This is a genomic window from Allofournierella sp. (genome assembly GCF_017889395.1).
Lineage (GTDB): Bacteria > Bacillota > Clostridia > Oscillospirales > Ruminococcaceae > Allofournierella.
The window spans coordinates 1-18,680 of the sequence record NZ_JAGHKE010000040.1 but is presented as its reverse complement, the minus strand read 5'-3'; the positions used below and the strand labels follow the sequence as shown (position 1 = coordinate 18,680).

Sequence of the window (18,680 nt, the reverse complement as noted above, 5' to 3'; positions counted from 1 at the left end):
TCTGTCGGATCGCTGGAGTAGCTATCTGGATCGAAAAAAACGTTTGCCTAAAAAAGGTCTTTCCGAATCTGATTCGTGTAAGATCAAATTATTAAAATCGTATTTTATAAAAAACCTGCAAAGATATCATTACAGCAGTTTGGCAAGTCTAGACGGAATAGAAATATCAGAAGAATCCTTGCTCCCGACTATTGACGGGTTTGACATGAAATTCGATTCCTCGGCAAGTGATGGGATCAGGACAATTTGGGCGTTTACCTTAGCTCTACTGCAAGTTTCAATTGAAAAAGAGGGCAATCATCCAGGAATTATTATTTTTGATGAACCGGCTCAGCAAAGTATTGTTTCAGAGGATATGAATAGTTTTATTCTTTCCGCAACAGAAATTGGGTCAAAAAGCCAAATAATTATGGCCATTACCCTTAACAGCCATGAGCTTATTCAAATTATTGATGGGTTGGATGCTCAAAAATATCATAAACTAGAAATTTTAGATAAAGCATTCAAACGCCTTGCGGACTCAGTTTCTGCAGAAGAATCAGAATAAAAGCCCCTTGAATTAGATATGAAGAATTTGTGTTGAGTGTGGAATCATTTCGCTTTCTTCTTACAAAAGTTCCTGTTCGATTATATCTTTTTGTGGAATAGAATTTTTTAGTATAGTATCTACATTCTTCCGAAGCGTGTCATATTTCTTTTCCTCCCGCTGTATCTTCCGAAGTTCTGCTTGCAGGGCGGTCTTGCGAGCAGTGAGCTCATTTAGTTCCGCTTTCAACTTTTCGGCGGAAGGAAGTTTGGTGAGTCCGGCCTTTTTGATTTCCCTGGCTGCCGCCTCAAACAAGATGATTTCGCTCTCAAAACCACGCAGGAACTTTTCCTTGTCCTTTGACGCCTTATAGCGGTCATAGACGGGCTTCAGTTTGCGGTAGGTGTCGATCTGCTTTCCCAGGAGGGCAACGTCGGCGATCCGCTGCTCCGTATCCCGTAGGCTCTCCCTAGTATGGATGGAGGCAGCGGCAACGGCGTCGCACCGTTCCACTAATTCCTCATAGGTGTTGATGCCATGTTCGGTGAGAAAATTCATGGTGGTGGCCGCCCGTTTCAGATTCTCAATAGTCGCCCACCGCTGGTATCCGGCGCTCTGCTGGGCCTTGATGTTGTTCTGAATGTCAATGAGCAGACTGACCTTCCCGCTGCGCTGCCGGGGCTGCCTGGAGGGGCGGGGCCCTCCGGCGATCCGGGAGACAACGGCTTCTTCCGTGTAATCGGCACCCAGAGTTTTGAGTCGGGTAAACCGCTCCTGGTCCGGTGCCCTAGCGGAGATATACTTTCCCCGCTTGATTTCGTACCCTTCCCGTTGCAACCTGGCAAGCAAATCTTCCAGGCTGGAGGAAACGGGGATCAGCCGGTCGATGGCGGCTTTCAGCTTTGCCTTGTAGCTGGTGCCGTTCTGTGCGGCCTGATGCTCAATGTAGCTCTTGCCCTTATCCTGGCCGGGGACGATGACGGACAAGCCGTGTTCTTTGCAGAGCCGGTCGCTGGCTCGGCGTATCTCATGGTAGCTGCGCTTGTTGGAATGGTAGTGCTTGTGGTCGGTGAAACTGACCGCATTGAAGATCAGATGATTATGAATATGCCCCTTGTCGATATGGGTGGTAAGTACAAACTCGTACTTGCCACCCAATATTTCTTTTGCCAACTGCATCCCGATCTCATGGGCTTCCTCGGCGGAGACCTCCCCAGGCTCAAAGGCTTGGATCAGGTGGCGGCCTAGGTGTGTGCCTTTGTCGATGGAATGGCGGCGTGTCCATTCAAATTCAATGTCGGCGGTCTCGGCGGCGCAGCCAAAGGAGGACACCAGCAGCTTTCCGTCCGTCTTGTCAGGGTTGCAGATATAGTCAATGGCCGCTTTCAGCGTTGACTTAATAGGATGCGTCTTTGTAACTGCCATATCTGATCCAGCCTTTCCCGGATTTCCTCCATGTCGGCCTGATAGGTGGGGCCACCGGCGTTGACTCGCTTGGCGATCTGATTGATGTTCCGGCCAATGGCGGACAGGAGCTGGTTCATCTCCTTGATGTCCCTAGTGTCCACATAGATGATATATCCGTCAATCGCCATCTTCCGCAGGTAGGCGCCGATCCGCTTTGTCTGGAGCTGGGCCATCTTCCGTTCCATCAGTTCCTTTTCCTCGGCGGTCACATAGAACTTCACCTGGATATTCCGTTTCCTGTTTGCCATCGTAGTATCTCGCCTCTTTTCGTATCAGGGTTTGGGATGTTCCCAACAAGCATTTTTCGGTTTTAGGGGAAGGGTTCCCTAAAACCAAAAATCGCAAGTGGGTACTCACTTGCTGTGCTTGCTCTACGCTCCTTCCCCCGTAAATACAATGCCGGGAACATCTTCATCTGCCCACAAAATCCCGGATTTTTCAAAAAAGAAAAGGGCGGCAGAGCCGCCCTGGAGAAACGAAAACAGAGGATGCTTTCACACATCCCCCGTTTCTTTCGCTGATTGTTCAATTTTCAGCGCCCCGTCGATTGCGCCCTCAATGACTGGTAAATAGTGCTCCGGGCAAAGTTTCAGTTTGTGGCTGACACGCTGCCGTTGTGCGCTTTCCTCCCGCATGACCTCTGGATTAAAGTATCGTTCCACGGGAAGTCCACACACTTTGATAAGCTGTATGATAACCGGCAGAGCGGGAATCGTACCCTCGTTCTCGATATTTGCGAGATACCGGGAGTCGATGTTGACAATCTCCGCCAATGTCTTGCGCGACAGATGCTTTGCGCTCCGTGCGGCTTTTACATCGGCACCGAAAGTTTCAAAACCGGGGCAATCTTCAATATTCGCCATATAACATCACCCACTTACATTGTATATTTCATACTTTGCTCGTGGAATGTTGCTATATGCGCTCTAACTACATTTTATAATTCATAATTGTCTGATACATCTCATGTTCCAGACACCAAGTAGGTTTTAGTAGTCACTGTGATACTGCCCGGATCAAACTTTCAGTACCCGCAATTTCTGCTTCAACAATAAATTTAGCTCGTTCAATATTAGCCTCTGCAATGGAAGGAATGTCACCTTTTATAGTTGCTATCTGCAGATCAATTCCTTTAAGATAATTATTTAATAGCATCAAACGCTGTGAAAGTAGACTTTGTGGATCATCTAATGCATCGATAAAAAATGCGGCAATTGAAAAAATATTAGTGTCATAGTCGAAAGACAAAATGGATTGCCTCAATGTTTTTAAAAATTCTTGTTTTCCTTTATCAGTAAGTGAATAGACCGTCTTATCGGGCATATTTCCGCCCTTTTCAATGTTGCCACAAATATATTCTTTTTTCTCTAAAACCTTAAGTGTGGCATAGACTGTCGAGTTTGCAATGTTGTACCAGCGATGAACATTCATGATTTGTAACTGTTTAGTAATTTCATAAGGATTAAGTGGCCTTTGATTGATTAAGCCCAATAACATGGTGGCAGATTTCGAGAGCATAGTGTATACCCCTTGACATTCGTTGTAAGATGCGGTACTCTATATATATAGTACTATAATATTGTATTATTATACCATAAATAAAATCAAAACACAAGGGGGGAGTAAAATGCCGCAACTGAACAAGGGTGGAAAATATGTATTCGGACTCTCGGCTATCAGCAATAGAAACGAGATCCTTTTTCCTGCCGAGACCCTTTTGCAATATCCTGTTCAACAAGAAGGACGCATTATTATTTTCACGGGGAGCAAAATCACGGGCGGATTTTGTGTTACCAGCAAACAATTACTTGAGCAATCAAAACTGAAGCATATATTAGCTGATTGTCCCGCATTGTCGCAGTACACGCTTGATGAAGGAGAATTCGTTCGCTATAAAGGACGGGGCTATGCTTGGCTGTATATTTCTCAAGACGGTGTTGTGAGGTTGCCTGAAAACACGATGCGATATTTGAATCTTTCCTGTGGGGATATTCTCATGGCTATCAAAAGTAGCGACATTGCATTTACGATGGGGGCAAAAGGTCCGCTTATGGACAAAGTACATTCTTATTCTGGTCAAATAAAAGAATATCGAATTGCTGACTGCGGAGAATAGGAATATGAGTCATATTGAGTGGATATTATGTCCTGTCTGCGGTAGTAAAACGCGATTAAAGATCCGCCATGATACAGTCCTGGAAAACTTCCCGCTGTATTGCCCCAAGTGCAAACATGAAACCTTGATTGCAGTAAGACAACTGAATCTATCCATCATCCAAGAGCCAGACGCTAAGACGCAGAGCCGATAACACTGAGGAAAAACCTCATAGGTTATCGGCTCTGTTTTTATATCCTCTATGATCTGCCCGGCGGCAGAAAAGAAAAAAACCGCCGCGGGGCAGACGGCTTTCTGTGCGCAAAAAAGCACTTGATTCACGGCGGTTCGATTCGAGCCGCCGTTTTTCTTTGCCCAGACAGCTCACACGGCGGCATAAAAGGAGGATGCCGCCATGATGCGCCGGATGCTGTCACCGCCTGATCTGACAAGAGTTAGCCGCTCAAAAAAAGCTCGTTCCAGTCGGCGGAGATGTTCGGCCATGAGTATGAACTATACCATGTAAACAATCAGCATATCACTTGCTATTGCGCCCGGTGGGTCTGTGACCTGCCGGGCGCTTTTTGTCGTTTCCTGCGGTTAGGATGGCGGGCCATTGCTTTCCTCAAATTTTCTTCAAAAAGGAGGCGTTTAGCGGGCAGAACACGCTCTCGCAGGATTGGTAGTAGCGGAAAGGGAGAGAACCACCTGATCCCCCCACGGAAAGGGGGTGAAACTGATGGAATCTAACCCCCGCGACTATGGCGAGCAATGCCGGTTCGATGCTTTTTGTAAGAAGGTATTGCGAAACGAGGCCAGAGCCTACCTGCGGAACATGAAACGCCAAAGAGAGCGTGAAGCCTTCTTTAGCGACTTGTCCCAGGCGGAACTGGACAAGCTCTGCGTCATGGATCGTTACCCCAGCGACAGCATTGTGTTCTCGTCGCACGGCTACGATCTACATATTGACGACGAGCTTGTAGCCGAGGCTTTTGCCGCTTTGCCGCATACAGAGCAGAGCATTTTGATTTTGCACTGCACCCTGGACCTGGCAGACGGTGAGATCGGCAATCTCGTTGGGATGTCCCGGAGCGCCGTTCAGCGGCACCGGACGAGGGCGCTGCAGGAGCTGCGCGAAGCATTGTCGGCGCTGATGCCGAAAGGAGGCTGAGGAAGATGACAGAGCCCATCCACAAGGGAAAGGACCTGCCGCCCGTTTGGGTGATCCACGCGGCCTCCGGCGGTGACAGCGAAGCCATGGAGCAAGTGCTGCGGTACTACGACGACTATATGAGCCGCCTGTGTACCCGTACCCTTTATGACAAGGACGGAACCCCTCATGTGTGCGTGGATACCCACATGAAACGCTGTCTGGAAATCCGACTGATTCGGGCCGTGATGCGCACCTGATCCTTTCAGCCCTGGCAGAAGGCAAGCGACTTACCCTTTCCACCTTTGCCGATGCCGGGGACTGACCCCACCTTGACAAAGAAAGCCTTCGGGCAGCATAAGGCAGACGGATACGATCTGTCTGTGTGGAGCTGGTCGGCCGGTGCGCCATGACCCTGTTGCAAGTCCGCAGGACGGGACCCCTACCAAACAGGCGAGCGACAAAACCAGGCCGCGAAACAGGTGTGGCAGCCTGTGGGCGAGGATGCACAGACAGGATAATGAGACTCCCGCGTTGAACGCCCTCAAAGCATTGCGCGGCGCACCCATTAGTATGGGCCGGGGTGAGATTCCCGTGGAGCTGTAGCCAGCAGCCATCCGTTTTTTGCCTCTTTAATTTTCAGATAAATCTTCTGATTTTCTGTTTACGGATAATTCGTAAACTTTTCATTAGCAGCAGACAAACCCGAAATGGCGCGGTACAATGAGGGTGGAAGTTATGAATGAACACCTTTTTACGTGCCGTTTCTGATTAGAAAGGGGGCAACCATGTCACAAACATGGAACGGTACGAAGAAGGAGCCTCCAGAACGAAGGACTTATACGGTTGAGGACATTGCTCATATCCTGGGCATTGGTCGTACTTCCGCTTATCTTCTCGTGAAGGAAGGGCACTTTAAAATCGTACGAATTGGTAACGCTATACGGATTTCCAAGCGGTCATTTGACGAGTGGCTGGAGTCACTCGATATGTGACAGAAGAAAGGAAGTATCGCTATGGCATCTATCATCAAACGCAAAAAGAACTATTCTATCGTCTACAACTATACGGACGAGAATGGTGAGACCCGGCAAAAATGGGAGACCCGCACTTCCTACCAAGACGCATTGAAGCGTAAGGCGGAGGTGGAGAACCAACAGTTCACGAGAACTTTTCTCCCGCCCACCGATCAGACCATTGCAGAGTTCCTTTTAGACTTTGTTTCGCTTTATGGTGAAAAGCGGTGGGGCGTATCCATGTACGACAGCCAAAACTCGCTGATCTCCAACTACATCAACCCCATTATTGGAGATTTGAAGGTCCAGGAGGTCACGCCGCGAGTCGTGGACAAGTACATCCAGACTTTGCAGAAAACTCCGGCTGTTTCCACGAAGATGCACAAAGCAAAAACGCAATATGTAACGAACCAAACGATTGAGAAAATCATCAAACTTCTGCGTTGTGCTTTTAAGCAAGCCGTCCGCTGGGAGCTGATTGCCAAAAATCCTTTTGACAATGTTATCCTACCAAAGAGCGAATATAAAAAGCGGGACATTTGGGATGCGGGAATGATTCGCACCGCCTTGGATCAGTGTACGGACAGCAAGCTCTATGTGGCTATGAACCTCTCTTTTGCCTGTTCATTGCGTATGGGGGAAATTCTGGGGCTGACCTGGAGCAACGTCCACATCTCCGATGAAGAAATTGCTGCCGACAATGCCTATGTTTACATCGACAAGGAACTGACGCGGGCCTCCAAGCGGGCCATTGAGATGTTGGGGCAAAGGGACATCTACCATGTGTTCACGCCTTTATTTCCCAACACCAGCACAAGAGTCATCTTGAAAAAGCCAAAGACCGATTCCAGTATCCGCAAGGTGTGGCTACCCAAGACCCTAGCTTACATTTTGCGAGAATGGAAAGCCTCCCAGGATGAACTTCGGGGATTTCTCGGCGACGAGTATCAGGACTATGATTTGGTGGTGGCGCTGCCCAATGGTCGGCCTTGCGAGGACCGTATCATCCTGAAGGAATTTGAAAAGCTGCGGGAGAAAGCTGGATTGCCCAGAGTCGTTTTTCATTCCCTACGACATTCCAGTACGACCTACAAGCTGAAGCTCAACCACGGCGATCTAAAGGCCACTCAGGGCGATACAGGACACGCAGAGATTGACATGATTACCAGCGTGTATGCTCATATTCTGGACGAGGACCGCAAGATCAACGCCCAGAAGTTTGAGAGTGCCTTCTACGCAAATCCCGACTTGCGTTCGGTTCGTCCCCCAGAGGAAGAAAAGGAACCGGCGCCCGCCGCATTGGATTTGGAGGCCTTGGTGGAACAGCTTCGCAAGTCGCCGGAACTGGCAAATACTCTGGCGGCGCTGCTCTCGGCAACACCCGGCAGCAAATGAGTCCGAAAAATCGAATTAGCAGGGACGCGATTTTTCTTAGCAAGAGTTTGTAAACCGTTCAAATCCAATTAGCAAGCATACAACAAAATTGAATGGCAACTCTCCCTTTGCTATACGCTTTTTGCTTAAAACAAAAACCGCTGTAAACCAGCGAAAAACGGCTTACAGCGGTTGTTTTGGCACCCCCGGCGAGACTCGAACTCACTACATTCCGCTTAGGAGGCGGACCCTCTATCCCGGTGAGGTACGGGGGCTTATACAACAAATATTCAATTTTCAGGCTCAACAGGATTCGAACGAACTGCCGCTTAGGAGGGGTTTGTTATATCCATTTAACTACGGAGGCATAGAATTTTGCGCGGCATTCCGAATCAGTCGGTGACTCGTATTCGGCCCACTCAGTACATATTGTAATATTATATCAGTCAGAGCATGCAAAATCAAGTTGAAATACCTTTTACAAACGTGTATATTATAAGAATATAGTAGAATTGCATTCGTGCGCCTTGACAGTGGTGCCGGGTGTATGCAAGGAGGAAAACGACCGTGGAACAGGATTCCAGTTCCTTTCAGACATCGCAGCTGGGCCGGTTGATCAGCCGGACCGCTCCGCCCCCGAAAAAACGCCGCCGACTGGAGAGTCTCTCCCCTACACGGCTGATCGTTTCCAGCTTTCTTGTGGTGATCGTGACCGGCGCACTGCTGCTCATGCTGCCCTTTGCCACCCGCAACGGCATCACTCCGGTGCAGGCCTTTTTCACGGCCACAAGCGCCACCTGTGTGACCGGTCTGGTGGTGCTGGACACCTACCAGGGCTTCACCCTGTTCGGCCAGACGGTCGTGATCTGCCTGATTCAGATCGGCGGCCTGAGCCTTGTCACACTGGCCAGCTTCTTCACGCTGGCCCTCCGCCGCCGGGTCGGCTTCCGCTCCATGAAGCTGGCCAGCGAATCCATCGGCACCTCCAATGTGGCGGAGGCCCGCGGCCTGCTTTTGGTAGTCATGAAGCTTGCCGCCTTCTTCGAGGGTCTGGGCTTTGTGCTGCTGCTGCCGGTCTTTGTTCCGGAATACGGTGCTGAGGGCATTTTCATCTCGATCTTTTTGTCCATCTCTGCTTTCTGCAATGCAGGATTTGATGTTCTGGGCCGCACTCAGAGCTATGTGAGCCTGATGGGCTACGCCTCCAACTGGTATGTGCAGGGCATCATCATGTTCCTGATCGTGGCGGGCGGTCTGGGCTTTCTGGTCTGGCACGACCTGGGCCAATGGCGCAAAACGCACCACATCTCCATTCACACCAAAGTGGTGCTGTTCTGCACCATCCTGCTGATCGTGGGCGGCACCGTGGGCTTTGCCTTCCTGGAATGGAACAATCCCGCCACTTTAGGCGGCATGTCCGCCGGGGACAAGGTGGTAAACAGCCTGTTCCAGTCCATCAGTGCACGAACCGCGGGCTTCAACACCATTGACCTTGCTTCCATGAGCTCCATCACCAAGTGCATGCTCTGTGTGCTCATGTTCATCGGTGCCGCGCCCGGCGGTACCGGCGGTGGTATCAAGGTAACCACCTTCAGCGTCATTCTGGTCACTGTGGCCAGCGTGGTCACCGGCCGGGAAGACGCCCAGATCTTCCGCCGCCGCATCGACAAGAAAACCGTCTACCAGGCGCTGAGCATCTCCATGCTGAGCCTGGGCGTGGTGATCCTGGTCACCCTGATCGTCTTCTTCAACTGCGGCGAGCTCATCAGCCCGCTGGACTGCCTGTATGAGGTGGTCAGTGCCTTCGGCACGGTGGGCTGCTCGGTGGGCGTGACTGGCGAGATGCACGCACCTGCTCTGATCATCACCATGGTCACCATGTTCATCGGCCGTGTGGGCCCGGTTTCTCTGGCGATCAGTCTGGCCAGCCAGCGCCGGGAGCAGGGCAAGTTCGACATTCTGCCCGAGGGCAAGATCAGCGTGGGCTGATTGTGCTCCGGATACACTTCATCTGTCCGCTGCCTACCATTGAATAAGGAGGAACCGATCTTTTGCGTCGAACTCATTCATTTTCTCCCCGGGCATTTCTGCATCCTGTGGGACTGATTCTTGCGGCTGTTTTTCTGGTGATGCTGGTGTTCAACTGGCTCACTCCCCTGATTTCCGACGATTACTCCTATCTGTTGAAGTTCCCCACCCATGAGCCGGTGGAAACCTTCTGGGACATCGTTGTCTCTCAGTATTACCACTATATGCAGTGGGGCGGACGGACCATTGCCATCGGCCTGAACCAGCTCTTTCTGTGGCTGGGCAAATGGGTCTTCAATCTGGCCAATGCCGCCGCGTTCACCTTCACCGTCTGGCTGTGCGCCAAGCTGGCTGCCGGCCAAAAGGCGATTCATCCCGCCTTCCTGCTGGTGGTGCTGGGGCTGTTCTTCCACTTTAACCCGGCATTCGGCGCGGTCAACCTGTGGATGTGCGGCGCCTGCGTTTACCTGTGGCCTCTGATGCTGGGCCTGGTCTTCCTTCTGCCCTACCGGCTGCAGCTGGACCGGGACCTCAACTGGGGCAAGGGCGCTGCCGTGGGCATGTTTTTTGCAGGCGTTGCCGCCGGATGGGGCAACGAAAACACCAGCGGTGCGGTGCTGCTGGCCTGCCTGGTGCTCTGTGTGCTCTCCCGCCTGCTGGTGGGCCGCACACCTCTGTGGCAGCTGACCGGCGCCGCAGGCTGCCTGGCCGGCTTTCTGCTGCTGATGTGCGCTCCCGGCCAGTGGGTCCGAATGGACCGGGCCGGTGAGGATTCCCGCGGTTTCCTCACCGTACTGCTCACCCGGGTGATGAACGCCACCCACACCCTGCGGCTGTACGGCCTGGTACTGGCCATCCTGTTTGCTGCCGTTTATTTCTGCCTGCTTTTGTGCCGTCCCTCTCTGCGGGCTGCGCTGCTGCCCGCATTCTGGTTCGTGATGGGTCTGGCCGCCAACTATGCTCTGATCCTTTCGCCGGTGTATTATGTGCGCTCCTTCTATGCGGTGCTTGCCTTCTGGGTCATTGCCATCGGCAGCGCGCTCACCGGTCTGGCCCAGCACCAGCCCGCTCTGGGCAAACTGCCCCAGGGGCTGCTGGCCGGAGGTCTGTGCGTTCTGCTCTGCTTCGACCTCGTGGAGGGCGGTTACGACATTCTGAACTACTCCATCATGCGTCAGGTGCGTGAGGAGATCATCCTGACCCAGGTGGCCGAGGGTGAGCGGGACATTGAAACCTACGCCATCTATCCCTACACCCGCTTCTGCGGTGCATACGGCCAGCCGGACCTGCGGTTGGACAAGGACAACTGGGTGAATGTGAACATGGCGCTGCATCTTGGCGCGGATTCTCTTGTGGTCACCGAGCAGCACTACTACCCCTTCCCCGGTTATGATGATTTTTCCAACACGGTGGAAACCGAGCTGAGCTATGCTCTGGAGTAAAGGAGGCGCTATGAAGCCGATCGAATCCAATGCCCGGCTGAACCGTCGGCTTTTCTGGCTGCTGGCGGCTGCCGCAGCAGTGGTCATGCTGCTGTTCAACTGCCTCACCCCCTTTGTGGCGGACGACTTCACCTTTGCCTTCAGCTACCGCACCGGCGAGCGGCTCACCGGTCTGTGGGATGTGCTGCAGAGCCAGACCTACCACTATATGACCTGGAGCGGACGGTTCCTCATCAAGAGTCTGGACCAGTGGTTCACCATCCAGCCCAAGCTGTTGTTCAACGTGTGCAACACGCTGGTTTATGTGGGGCTTGCACTGGTGGTCTATCTGGCCGCCAAGGGCCGCCGGGTCCCTGCCGATCCCCAGCTGCTGCTGTTCATCTTCCTCAGCTTCTGGATGGTCTCGCCGGTGTTCGGCCAGACCAATCTGTGGATGTGCGGCTCCTTCAACTACCTGTGGGCCAGCTTTTTCTGTCTGGCGGCGGCTCTGCCGTTCGCTTTGCAGCTGCACCGGCCGCTGACCTCCCGCCGATGGCTGGCTCCGGTGTGTTTTCTGGCCGGACTGGTGGGCGGCTGGAGCAGCGAGAACACCAGTGCCGGACTTCTGGTGCTGATGGTACTGGCGCTTTGCTGGCAGCTGTTCCGGGAGAAGAAAGCCCCTCTGTGGATGTTCACCGGCCTTGCGGGCGGGCTTTTCGGCTTTGCCCTGCTGATTCTGGCGCCGGGCAACTACCAGCGACAGGATGCCGCCCCCGATCCCCGGGGCCCGGTGACCATTCTGGCCACCCGTTTTCTCATCGCATTGAACATGCTGTGGGACTACGGTCTGCCGCTTCTTGTGATCTTCGCGGTGCTCTTCTGGCTGCTGTGGCTGCAAAAGCCCGCACCGCAGGCACTGTTCCTGCCGCTGGCCCTGTTTGCTGCAGGGCTTGGTGCCAACTTCGCCATGGGGCTTTCCCCGGTTTATTACGAGCGCTCCACCCATGGAGTATTTGTTTTTCTCACCGCGGCCTGTGCCGCCGCTCTGGCCGGGCTGGACCGCAGCCGCCTGCACAGCGTGCTGGGCGGTGCTGCCGCTGCCCTTGCTCTGGTGGCCTGCTTCCAGCTTGTGTGGGCGGGCTACGACATCGCCAGCTTCTGGATGATGTACCGCACCCGGGCAGCTGAGTTTGTGAGCCTGAAGGATCAGGGACAGACTCAGGTGGTGAGCTATTCCATCGAGTGCTACACCCGCTGGTGTGCGGGCTACGGCCTGCCGGATCTGCGCACCTCCCCGGAGGACTGGATCTGCTCGGACATGGCCCGCTACTACGGCTTTGAAAGCCTGGTGGCCGGTGAAGCCCACACCTATCCCTTCCCCGGCCGCACCAACAACGCGCTGGAAACCGGCCTGCCGGAGGAAAGCTGAATCGAAGCAACATAAAAATGCCCCCGAAGCTGACCGCTTCGGGGGCATTTTGTATGCTCAAATCAGTGGGTCTCGCCCATGGTGACCTTGGCGTCCTCGGTGTTCTGCACCGCCGCCTCAATGCCATATTCCAGGCCCTTGGCGATCAGATTCAGAGGCATGAAGGGGGTGCCGTTGGGCTTGCCCACCACCTGGCCGTTCTCGTAGGGCACATGGATGAAGCCCGCGCGCACGCCCGGGAGCTTCTTTGCCGCCAGATACAGCACATTGTACATGATGCTGTTGCACACGTAGGTGCCCGCGGTGTAGGAGATGTGAGCGGGAACACCGTTCTTGCGCATGTTCTCCACCATGGCCTTCACCGGCACAGTGGCGAAGTAAGCGGTCTCGCCGTCCGCCCGCAGGGGCTCGTCGAAGGGCTGCTCGCCGTCGTTGTCCGGGATGCGGGCCTCAGCCAGGTTGATGGCCACCTTCTCCACGGTCATGCAGGACCGGCCGCCGGCCTGGCCCACATTGATCACGATGTCGGGCTTATGCTCCTCCATGGCCTGCTCCACCACCTTGGCGCTCCGGGTGAACACGGTGGGGATCTCCAGCTTGATGATCTGTGCCCCGGCGATCTGGTCGGGCAGCAGCTTCACGGCCTCGAACGCGGGGTTTACGGCCTCACCGCCGAAGGGATCGAAACCAGTTACCAGTACTTTCATTTGTACAGCACTCCTTTGCTCAATAGATAAAATCGGGTTCCGGCACGATGATCTTGCCTTCCTGCATGATCTGCCGGTTGTCGGTGTAGATGCTGGGGCTGTGGGCCACCAGGTCAAAGTGGCCCTTGGCGTTCTGGATGCCGCCCAGCGCGATGTTCCGCCCCAGGCCAATGTGGAAGGTACCGTAGGCGGATTCATCTTCAATATAACAGTTTCCCTCGCATTTGGAAAGAGAATTCAGGCCAATGCCCAACTCGCCCGCAATATAGATGCGCGGGTCCTGATACTGGTCCATGTAGGCCTTGAGTCGGTTTCCTGTTGGGTTGTCCTCGATCTCCACGATCCGCCCGGCCTCAAACCGAACCCGCACCGGGTCTTCGGCCCGGCCGATGTAACCCAGCGAACCATCCACCACCATAACCCCATTGGTGCGGGTCTCCTCAATGGGCACATACACCTCGATGCTGGCGGAGGAATAGTCCTTGCTGTCCTTCAGAACGCCATTGAAAAAGCCCGGCTCTCTGCCCCGCTTTTCCACCGTCAGGTCGGTACCCGCCGGGGTGGTGATTCGGATGCGGCTGGAGCTTTTCAGATATTTCATGATGACCTTAGAGAGCATGCGGCTCTTCTTGGTGTCCATCATCAAAAAGTCATAGCGCAGCATGGAGCGGCCGTCGTTGGTGGAAAGGGGCAGCGACAAGAACTTCTTGTGCCGACGGATGGCCCGTTTGGCCGCCTTGGTGGTGACCAGGGAATACTCGGTGGCGGCAACGATGGTGGTGTAGGGGTCGAAGATCTCCTCGTTGTCATCAAAGAACATGCCCACGTGCATGCCCTTGTTTTCCACCAGCAGCACCGACACCGACCGGGTAACCGAGGAAGCCTGACGGCGCAGCGCCTTGGCCTCCTGCTCATATTCCTTGCTGGTCACAATGAGCAGCCGGTCCCAGGGCTTGAGCCGAACCCACTTATGAATGATAATGGAGGCGCCCCGTTCCATTTTGCGCATGATAAGAACATTCCTTTGCGATGGTGTTTTGTGAAAAAGAACCGTAAAGCCCGGCGGGGAAAGACCGCGCTCTCCCCGCCAGGCTTCCGTTTTTATGTGATTACTTGAAAGCGATCATGAAGCAGATCTGGATGGTAATCATGATGATGGCCACCAGCACCTGATTCTTGATGACGCCCCAGCGGTCCTTCATATCCAGAATAGCCACGGGAACGATGTTGAAGTTAGCAGCCATGGGGGTGCACAGAGTGCCGCAGAAGCCGCAGGTCAGGGCCAGCATACCAATGACCACCGGGTTCGCGCCGTAGGCCAGCACGAAGGGACCGCCGATACCCACGGTCATCACGGTGATGGCCGCGTAGGCATTGCCCATGATCATGGTGAACAGCATCATGCCGATGGCGTAGACCACGATGCCCAGGTTCACGTTGCCCTCGGGCACCACGTTGCCCACCAGACCAGCCACCACATCGCCTACGCCGGCAGCGGTGAACACACCGCCCAGGCAGCCCAGCAGCTGAGGCAGCATGCACAGGGGCCCCATCAGGGACAAAAAGCGCTCGGAGTCATCCAGGAAAACCTTGGGCTTGTTGTCCTTGGAGTAAACCATCAGCAGCACCATAGAGATGGCCACGCCGATGGTGATGCCCACCATGGAGCTCACGTTGGAGAACAGCGCAAAGAACAGCGACATTACCGCAACGGTCAGAGCGGGCACGAAGATCTTCATGCCGATCTTGCTGTACTGAACCTTGGTGTATTCCTTCGTGGGGGCATTTACCCGGCCCACTTTCACCTTCTTGAAGATGGCGGGCATGCACATCACGATGACCAGCGCGCCGGAGACCTTGGAGGGCAGCCAGCTGCCCAGTGCGGTTACCACCCCGAAAGAGCACCAGAAGATGGCGGTGCCGATGCGGGAGGGATTTTCCTTATCCAGCAGATTCTTAATGCCTGCGTAAAATGCAATCAGGCCCACGATGATCCAGACCACGTTCAGCATCACGCTGTTGAACTCTGCGGGGACCTGCAAAAATTTCATATCAATCATGCTTCTCGTCCTCCCTGTTTACTTCTTCGCCTTGCCGTTCTGATCGCCGTAGTACTTTTTGACCAGCTTCTTATCCTTCAGGATAAACAGCACACTCGACAGAACGATAGCGATGATGGCAATGGGCAGTTCGGTCACAGCCAGATCCACCAGCTCGACCTCATAGCCCAGAGACTGCAGGGTGGTTTGCACCAGAATGCCGCCGGAGCCGCCCACGAACAGCACCTGACAGAAGAACCAGGCAATGTTCTCCATGGCGGAGGCCATGCCCTTCACATCTTCCATGTGCTTTTCGTCAGGCTCGTGGCCATGGTTCTTGATGGCACCCTCGGCCATGGGCAGCAGCACAGGGCGCACAAAGCCGGCAACACCGCCGAAGCCCACGTTGAAGGCACCGAAGAAGCCGCGCAGCACACCGTAGGCGCAGACCAGCTTGCCTGCGGTGGCACTCTTTACCTTCCGCATCAGGTCAGCCGCCGCTTCCCGCAGACCGTTGCGCTCCAGCACACCGGTGATGAGCAGGATCATAATGAAAATAGCCATAGAGCGGTTGGCCACGAAGTTGACGCCCAGCTGCTCCAGCAGGCCGCCCACACCCAGACCGCTCACCAGCGCGGTGGACACCGCTGCCAGGAAGATGATCAGGATCGAATCCAGCTTCAGCGCAAAGCCCGCGATCACGATCACGACGCCGATCAGTTTGATAAGTTCCATTTGCTTGTTTTCCTCCTTTGATGCACTTGCGATTTTTATCCGGCTGCCAGCCTCTCATCCGGTCAAAGCCGCATCTTTTCCCCGGCCGGACCAGGCAGGCACCCGGTAAATCCTCACGAAAGCTATTTGTTAAAATCGCCTGTTTCCGGCGACTTCAATCGACAAAATTTTATCATTTTAAACCATGAAAGTCAAGCTGCAGCCAAACATTTTAACTCTTTTCCACAAATTCCTGTCTACTTCCACAATCTCTTCCAATTTGCTGGAAAATCCGTTTATAAAATAAAACCAGGCGGCAAACCATCACAGCCTGCCGCCTGGTTTATTCGCTTATTTAAATTTCACTCACAGCTGAACCGGAGTATCCACCAGAGGCAGCTGCTCTATAGTCTCGATGGCCTCAATGGCATCCCAGGCGAAGTTCTCCTCGCCCAGCGCTGCCGCAAAGCCGGTGCGCTCCATCTCGTGCTTCACGTTGGGCTGCACGCCGCTGAACATCACCCGGATGCTGCGTCCGCGCAGGTCCGCCAGCAGGGTCTCCAGCTCGCTGATGGCGCTCTCGTCAATGTAGGGCACGCCGCGCACCGAGAAGATCACGCCGTGGGTCTCCTCGCCCAGCTGGGCCATGGCCTGGGTCAGCTGGTCCTGGGTGCCGAAGAAGAGCGGGCCGGTCAGGTAGACCACCTTCACATCGGTGCGCACCTGATCGGTGCCGTCGGCGTTTTTGCGCTTCACATCGCTCACAGCGATCTTCAGATCGCAGCTCTTCAGCACGAACAGCAGCATGGCCGCCACGATGCCCACCAGAATGGCGATGACCAGGTCGAACAGCACGGTGGCCACCATGGTCACCAGGAACTGAGCCGCGGCGGACTTGAGCCGCTTGCGGAACAGCTCCCGAATGGCTGCCCAGTCATTCATGCGCCAGGCGGTGACCATGAGCACGCCCGCCAGGCTGGCCAGCGGGATGCGGCCCATCACGCCGCCCAGCAGGAACATGGACAGGATCAGGGTGATGGAGTGGATCACGCTGACCATACGGGTGCGGCCGCCGCTCTTGATGGCAACCGAGGTACGGGCGATGGCCGCGGTGGCGGGCACGCCGCCCAGAATGGGAATAATGATGTTGCCGATGCCCTGGGCCACCAGCTCACGGGTGGAGTTCAGGGGCTCGCCCTTCATTCGGCCGGCGGCCGCGCCGCACAGCAGGCTCTCGATCATACCCAGAGCCGCGATGGAAATGGCCGGGGCGATCAGGTTGGGCAGGGTGGAGATATCGATGCCGTTGAGCAGCAGGCTGTCCGGCGTCATAAGCTTCTGGGGGATGGCACCCACCTCCGCCACGGCGGAGCTTTCAGCCGCAGGGTTCAGCACGAAGTTCAGCACCACGGCCACGATGATGGCCACCAGCGAGCCGGGCAGATACTTGGCCAGCTTTTGGGGCCACAGAATCATCACCGCCATGGCCAGCACCGCAAACAGCACTGCCTGGCCGTTGGGAGAAAAGCCCAGCTCCCCGTAGGAAAGCAGCTTCTGAATGGCGTTCTCGCCCTCGCTCACGGTGCCGAAGAAGTTGTCCACCTGGCCCAGAGCGATCACGATGGCGATGCCGGAGGTGAAACCGGTGATGACCGGCACCGGGATGATGGACACCAGCTTGCCCACCCGCAGCAGTGCAGCCGCCAGCAGGATCACGCCGGTGAGCAGGCCGGCGGTGAGCACGCCCTGCACCCCGTACTTGGCCGAGATGCCGATGAGAATGGCCGCCATGGCGCCGGTGGGGCCGCTGATCTGGTAGGACGCACCGCCCAGAATGCCGATCACGATACCGGCCATAATGGCGGTGATCATGCCGCTGGCTGCGTCCGCGCCGCTGCTCACGCCGAAGGCCAGAGCCAGGGGCAGAGCCACTGCCGCAACGGTAAGACCCGCCATCAGGTCCGCCAGGAACGCAGCACCGTTGTAGCCGGAAAATTCGCGCCGGAGATCCCCAAGATAGGTTTTCATTTTGATTCTTTCCTTCCTCTGTTTTTACCACCCGGATACAAAATAAAGTCCGCAAGTTCAGCCGGGCAGCCGTTTTCAACCATACACCCGCCGGGGCGCTTTGTCAACCGAAACCGTCTGTTTTCTCTCATATTCCGCTGAGGCCGTTGGTTTCCAGCAGATCCATAGCTACAGCAAAGTCCTTTTTGTCCACATACAGCTCATATCGAGTGTTATCCACCGAACGGGAGTAAAAATACCGGTCATGATAGTCCCGGTTCAGCCACTCTTCGGTATAGAAGATGAAATTCTCCGCAAGAATCTGCCGGGCCTGGCTCATGGTGTCCAACCGATAGCTTTCAAACACCAGGCATTTGCGCCAGGTCCAGGTAAGCCGCTGCAGCAGCGTTCGGGTATCCTTCATATCCTTTCCTCCTTTTCTGTGCTTGGGGTTACCTTCAGTATCGCACGTGCCCGCGGTACTGTAAAGCCATCTGCACAAAAAAAGCCCGCTTTTTTCGGAAAAAAGCGGGCTTTTTGCAAGCTTAATGTTCAGCGTAGATGGAAATGATGTTCAGGATGACCTGCACGCTCTGGTCCATCTTCTCGGCGGTGATGTACTCACAGGGACCGTGGAAGTTGAAGCCGCCGGTGCCCAGGTTGGGGCAGGGCAGCCCCATGAAGGACAGGCGCGCGCCGTCGGTGCC

The 18,680-nt window shown here is 54.6% G+C and carries 20 protein-coding genes, 1 tRNA gene and 1 pseudogene; 10 read left to right on the top strand and 12 right to left on the bottom strand.

The features are described 5' to 3' along the window. The coding region (locus J7G73_RS06750) for a hypothetical protein (RefSeq protein ID WP_291245705.1) at positions 1-547 on the top strand (547 nt) is incomplete at its 5' end. Positions 548-607: 60 nt separating this feature from the next. Here the strand turns inward: J7G73_RS06750 and J7G73_RS06745 are convergent. From J7G73_RS06745 to J7G73_RS06730, 4 genes are all read right to left on the bottom strand, one after another. Next, complete coding sequence (locus J7G73_RS06745) at positions 608-1,951, bottom strand: relaxase/mobilization nuclease domain-containing protein (protein WP_291245704.1); 1,344 nt, start codon at positions 1,949-1,951, stop codon at positions 608-610. Further along, positions 1,912-2,241, bottom strand: coding sequence for a plasmid mobilization relaxosome protein MobC (gene mobC / locus J7G73_RS06740; RefSeq protein ID WP_291245703.1), 330 nt, complete (start codon positions 2,239-2,241; stop codon positions 1,912-1,914). The genes J7G73_RS06745 and mobC overlap by 40 nt, the downstream gene beginning before the upstream one ends. Positions 2,242-2,487: 246 nt before the next feature. After that, a complete protein-coding gene (locus J7G73_RS06735) occupies positions 2,488-2,856 on the bottom strand; it encodes a helix-turn-helix transcriptional regulator (protein WP_291245702.1) in 369 nt (122 codons plus the stop codon). A gap of 133 nt (positions 2,857-2,989) precedes the next feature. Continuing rightward, positions 2,990-3,511 carry a PadR family transcriptional regulator gene (locus tag J7G73_RS06730; RefSeq protein WP_118644303.1) on the bottom strand — a complete coding sequence of 174 codons (522 nt, stop codon included), beginning with the start codon at positions 3,509-3,511 and terminating at the stop codon, positions 2,990-2,992. A 109-nt stretch (positions 3,512-3,620) separates the two neighbouring features. Here J7G73_RS06730 and J7G73_RS06725 point away from each other — a divergent pair, with 109 nt between their 5' ends. The 6 genes from J7G73_RS06725 to xerC all read left to right on the top strand — a co-directional run bounded on the left by J7G73_RS06725 (position 3,621) and on the right by xerC (position 7,649). Continuing rightward, a complete protein-coding gene (locus tag J7G73_RS06725) occupies positions 3,621-4,109 on the top strand; it encodes a hypothetical protein (protein WP_118644301.1) in 489 nt (162 codons plus the stop codon). Between the two features lie 4 nt (positions 4,110-4,113). Further along, positions 4,114-4,302: a cysteine-rich KTR domain-containing protein gene (locus J7G73_RS06720; RefSeq protein ID WP_118644299.1), complete on the top strand. Its 189-nt coding sequence runs from the start codon at positions 4,114-4,116 to the stop codon at positions 4,300-4,302. 525 nt (positions 4,303-4,827) lie between these two features. Further along, complete coding sequence (locus J7G73_RS06715; RefSeq protein ID WP_291245701.1) at positions 4,828-5,259, top strand: sigma-70 family RNA polymerase sigma factor; 432 nt, start codon at positions 4,828-4,830, stop codon at positions 5,257-5,259. A gap of 5 nt (positions 5,260-5,264) precedes the next feature. After that, positions 5,265-5,498, top strand: a complete 234-nt coding sequence (locus J7G73_RS06710) for a helix-turn-helix domain-containing protein (protein WP_118428694.1) — start codon at positions 5,265-5,267, stop codon at positions 5,496-5,498. A gap of 528 nt (positions 5,499-6,026) precedes the next feature. After that, entirely contained in the window at positions 6,027-6,233 is a 207-nt protein-coding gene (locus J7G73_RS06705; RefSeq protein ID WP_087181642.1) for a helix-turn-helix domain-containing protein, read from the top strand. Positions 6,234-6,254: 21 nt separating this feature from the next. Continuing rightward, positions 6,255-7,649: a site-specific integrase gene (xerC, locus tag J7G73_RS06700; RefSeq protein WP_291245700.1), complete on the top strand. Its 1,395-nt coding sequence runs from the start codon at positions 6,255-6,257 to the stop codon at positions 7,647-7,649. Positions 7,650-7,826: 177 nt separating this feature from the next. Here the strand turns inward: xerC and J7G73_RS06695 are convergent. Further along, positions 7,827-7,903, bottom strand: a tRNA-Arg gene (locus J7G73_RS06695). A 292-nt stretch (positions 7,904-8,195) separates the two neighbouring features. On the opposite strand from J7G73_RS06695, the gene J7G73_RS06690 reads away from it, so the two are divergent. From J7G73_RS06690 to J7G73_RS06680, 3 genes are all read left to right on the top strand, one after another. Next, a complete protein-coding gene (locus J7G73_RS06690; RefSeq protein WP_291245699.1) occupies positions 8,196-9,617 on the top strand; it encodes a TrkH family potassium uptake protein in 1,422 nt (473 codons plus the stop codon). Positions 9,618-9,679: 62 nt separating this feature from the next. Next, on the top strand, positions 9,680-11,098 hold the full coding sequence (locus J7G73_RS06685; protein WP_291245698.1) for a DUF6056 family protein: 1,419 nt from the start codon (positions 9,680-9,682) through the stop codon (positions 11,096-11,098). 10 nt (positions 11,099-11,108) lie between these two features. Next, on the top strand, positions 11,109-12,506 hold the full coding sequence (locus J7G73_RS06680; RefSeq protein ID WP_291245697.1) for a DUF6056 family protein: 1,398 nt from the start codon (positions 11,109-11,111) through the stop codon (positions 12,504-12,506). A gap of 62 nt (positions 12,507-12,568) precedes the next feature. Here J7G73_RS06680 and pcp read toward each other — a convergent pair whose 3' ends face one another. From pcp to J7G73_RS06645, 7 genes and pseudogenes are all read right to left on the bottom strand, one after another. Next, positions 12,569-13,213: a pyroglutamyl-peptidase I gene (gene pcp, locus J7G73_RS06675; protein ID WP_291245696.1), complete on the bottom strand. Its 645-nt coding sequence runs from the start codon at positions 13,211-13,213 to the stop codon at positions 12,569-12,571. A gap of 19 nt (positions 13,214-13,232) precedes the next feature. Continuing rightward, on the bottom strand, positions 13,233-14,222 hold the full coding sequence (locus tag J7G73_RS06670) for an aminopeptidase (RefSeq protein ID WP_291245695.1): 990 nt from the start codon (positions 14,220-14,222) through the stop codon (positions 13,233-13,235). 100 nt (positions 14,223-14,322) lie between these two features. Continuing rightward, complete coding sequence (locus tag J7G73_RS06665) at positions 14,323-15,273, bottom strand: DUF979 domain-containing protein (protein ID WP_087296340.1); 951 nt, start codon at positions 15,271-15,273, stop codon at positions 14,323-14,325. A gap of 18 nt (positions 15,274-15,291) precedes the next feature. Continuing rightward, entirely contained in the window at positions 15,292-15,987 is a 696-nt protein-coding gene (locus J7G73_RS06660) for a DUF969 domain-containing protein (RefSeq protein ID WP_087296339.1), read from the bottom strand. A gap of 345 nt (positions 15,988-16,332) precedes the next feature. Beyond that, the gene (locus J7G73_RS06655) at positions 16,333-17,994 is read right to left on the bottom strand and encodes a SulP family inorganic anion transporter (protein WP_291245694.1); all 1,662 of its coding nucleotides are present in this window, start codon (positions 17,992-17,994) and stop codon (positions 16,333-16,335) included. 127 nt (positions 17,995-18,121) lie between these two features. Next, entirely contained in the window at positions 18,122-18,397 is a 276-nt protein-coding gene (locus tag J7G73_RS06650; RefSeq protein ID WP_087292404.1) for a hypothetical protein, read from the bottom strand. 121 nt (positions 18,398-18,518) lie between these two features. Next, positions 18,519-18,680 (bottom strand): annotated as a pseudogene (locus tag J7G73_RS06645) (peptidase T); the annotation flags it as partial.

Bases quoted from the DNA above. Each gene is read 5' to 3' on its own strand.
- J7G73_RS06745 (WP_291245704.1), bottom strand. From the start codon at position 1,951: ATGGCAGTTACAAAGACGCATCCTATTAAGTCAACGCTGAAAGCGGCC.
- mobC (WP_291245703.1), bottom strand. From the start codon at position 2,241: ATGGCAAACAGGAAACGGAATATCCAGGTGAAGTTCTATGTGACCGCC.
- J7G73_RS06735 (WP_291245702.1), bottom strand. From the start codon at position 2,856: ATGGCGAATATTGAAGATTGCCCCGGTTTTGAAACTTTCGGTGCCGAT.
- J7G73_RS06730 (WP_118644303.1), bottom strand. From the start codon at position 3,511: ATGCTCTCGAAATCTGCCACCATGTTATTGGGCTTAATCAATCAAAGG.
- J7G73_RS06725 (WP_118644301.1), top strand. From the start codon at position 3,621: ATGCCGCAACTGAACAAGGGTGGAAAATATGTATTCGGACTCTCGGCT.
- J7G73_RS06720 (WP_118644299.1), top strand. From the start codon at position 4,114: ATGAGTCATATTGAGTGGATATTATGTCCTGTCTGCGGTAGTAAAACG.
- J7G73_RS06715 (WP_291245701.1), top strand. From the start codon at position 4,828: ATGGAATCTAACCCCCGCGACTATGGCGAGCAATGCCGGTTCGATGCT.
- J7G73_RS06710 (WP_118428694.1), top strand. From the start codon at position 5,265: ATGACAGAGCCCATCCACAAGGGAAAGGACCTGCCGCCCGTTTGGGTG.
- J7G73_RS06705 (WP_087181642.1), top strand. From the start codon at position 6,027: ATGTCACAAACATGGAACGGTACGAAGAAGGAGCCTCCAGAACGAAGG.
- xerC (WP_291245700.1), top strand. From the start codon at position 6,255: ATGGCATCTATCATCAAACGCAAAAAGAACTATTCTATCGTCTACAAC.
- J7G73_RS06680 (WP_291245697.1), top strand. From the start codon at position 11,109: ATGAAGCCGATCGAATCCAATGCCCGGCTGAACCGTCGGCTTTTCTGG.
- pcp (WP_291245696.1), bottom strand. From the start codon at position 13,213: ATGAAAGTACTGGTAACTGGTTTCGATCCCTTCGGCGGTGAGGCCGTA.
- J7G73_RS06670 (WP_291245695.1), bottom strand. From the start codon at position 14,222: ATGCGCAAAATGGAACGGGGCGCCTCCATTATCATTCATAAGTGGGTT.
- J7G73_RS06665 (WP_087296340.1), bottom strand. From the start codon at position 15,273: ATGATTGATATGAAATTTTTGCAGGTCCCCGCAGAGTTCAACAGCGTG.
- J7G73_RS06660 (WP_087296339.1), bottom strand. From the start codon at position 15,987: ATGGAACTTATCAAACTGATCGGCGTCGTGATCGTGATCGCGGGCTTT.
- J7G73_RS06655 (WP_291245694.1), bottom strand. From the start codon at position 17,994: ATGAAAACCTATCTTGGGGATCTCCGGCGCGAATTTTCCGGCTACAAC.
- J7G73_RS06650 (WP_087292404.1), bottom strand. From the start codon at position 18,397: ATGAAGGATACCCGAACGCTGCTGCAGCGGCTTACCTGGACCTGGCGC.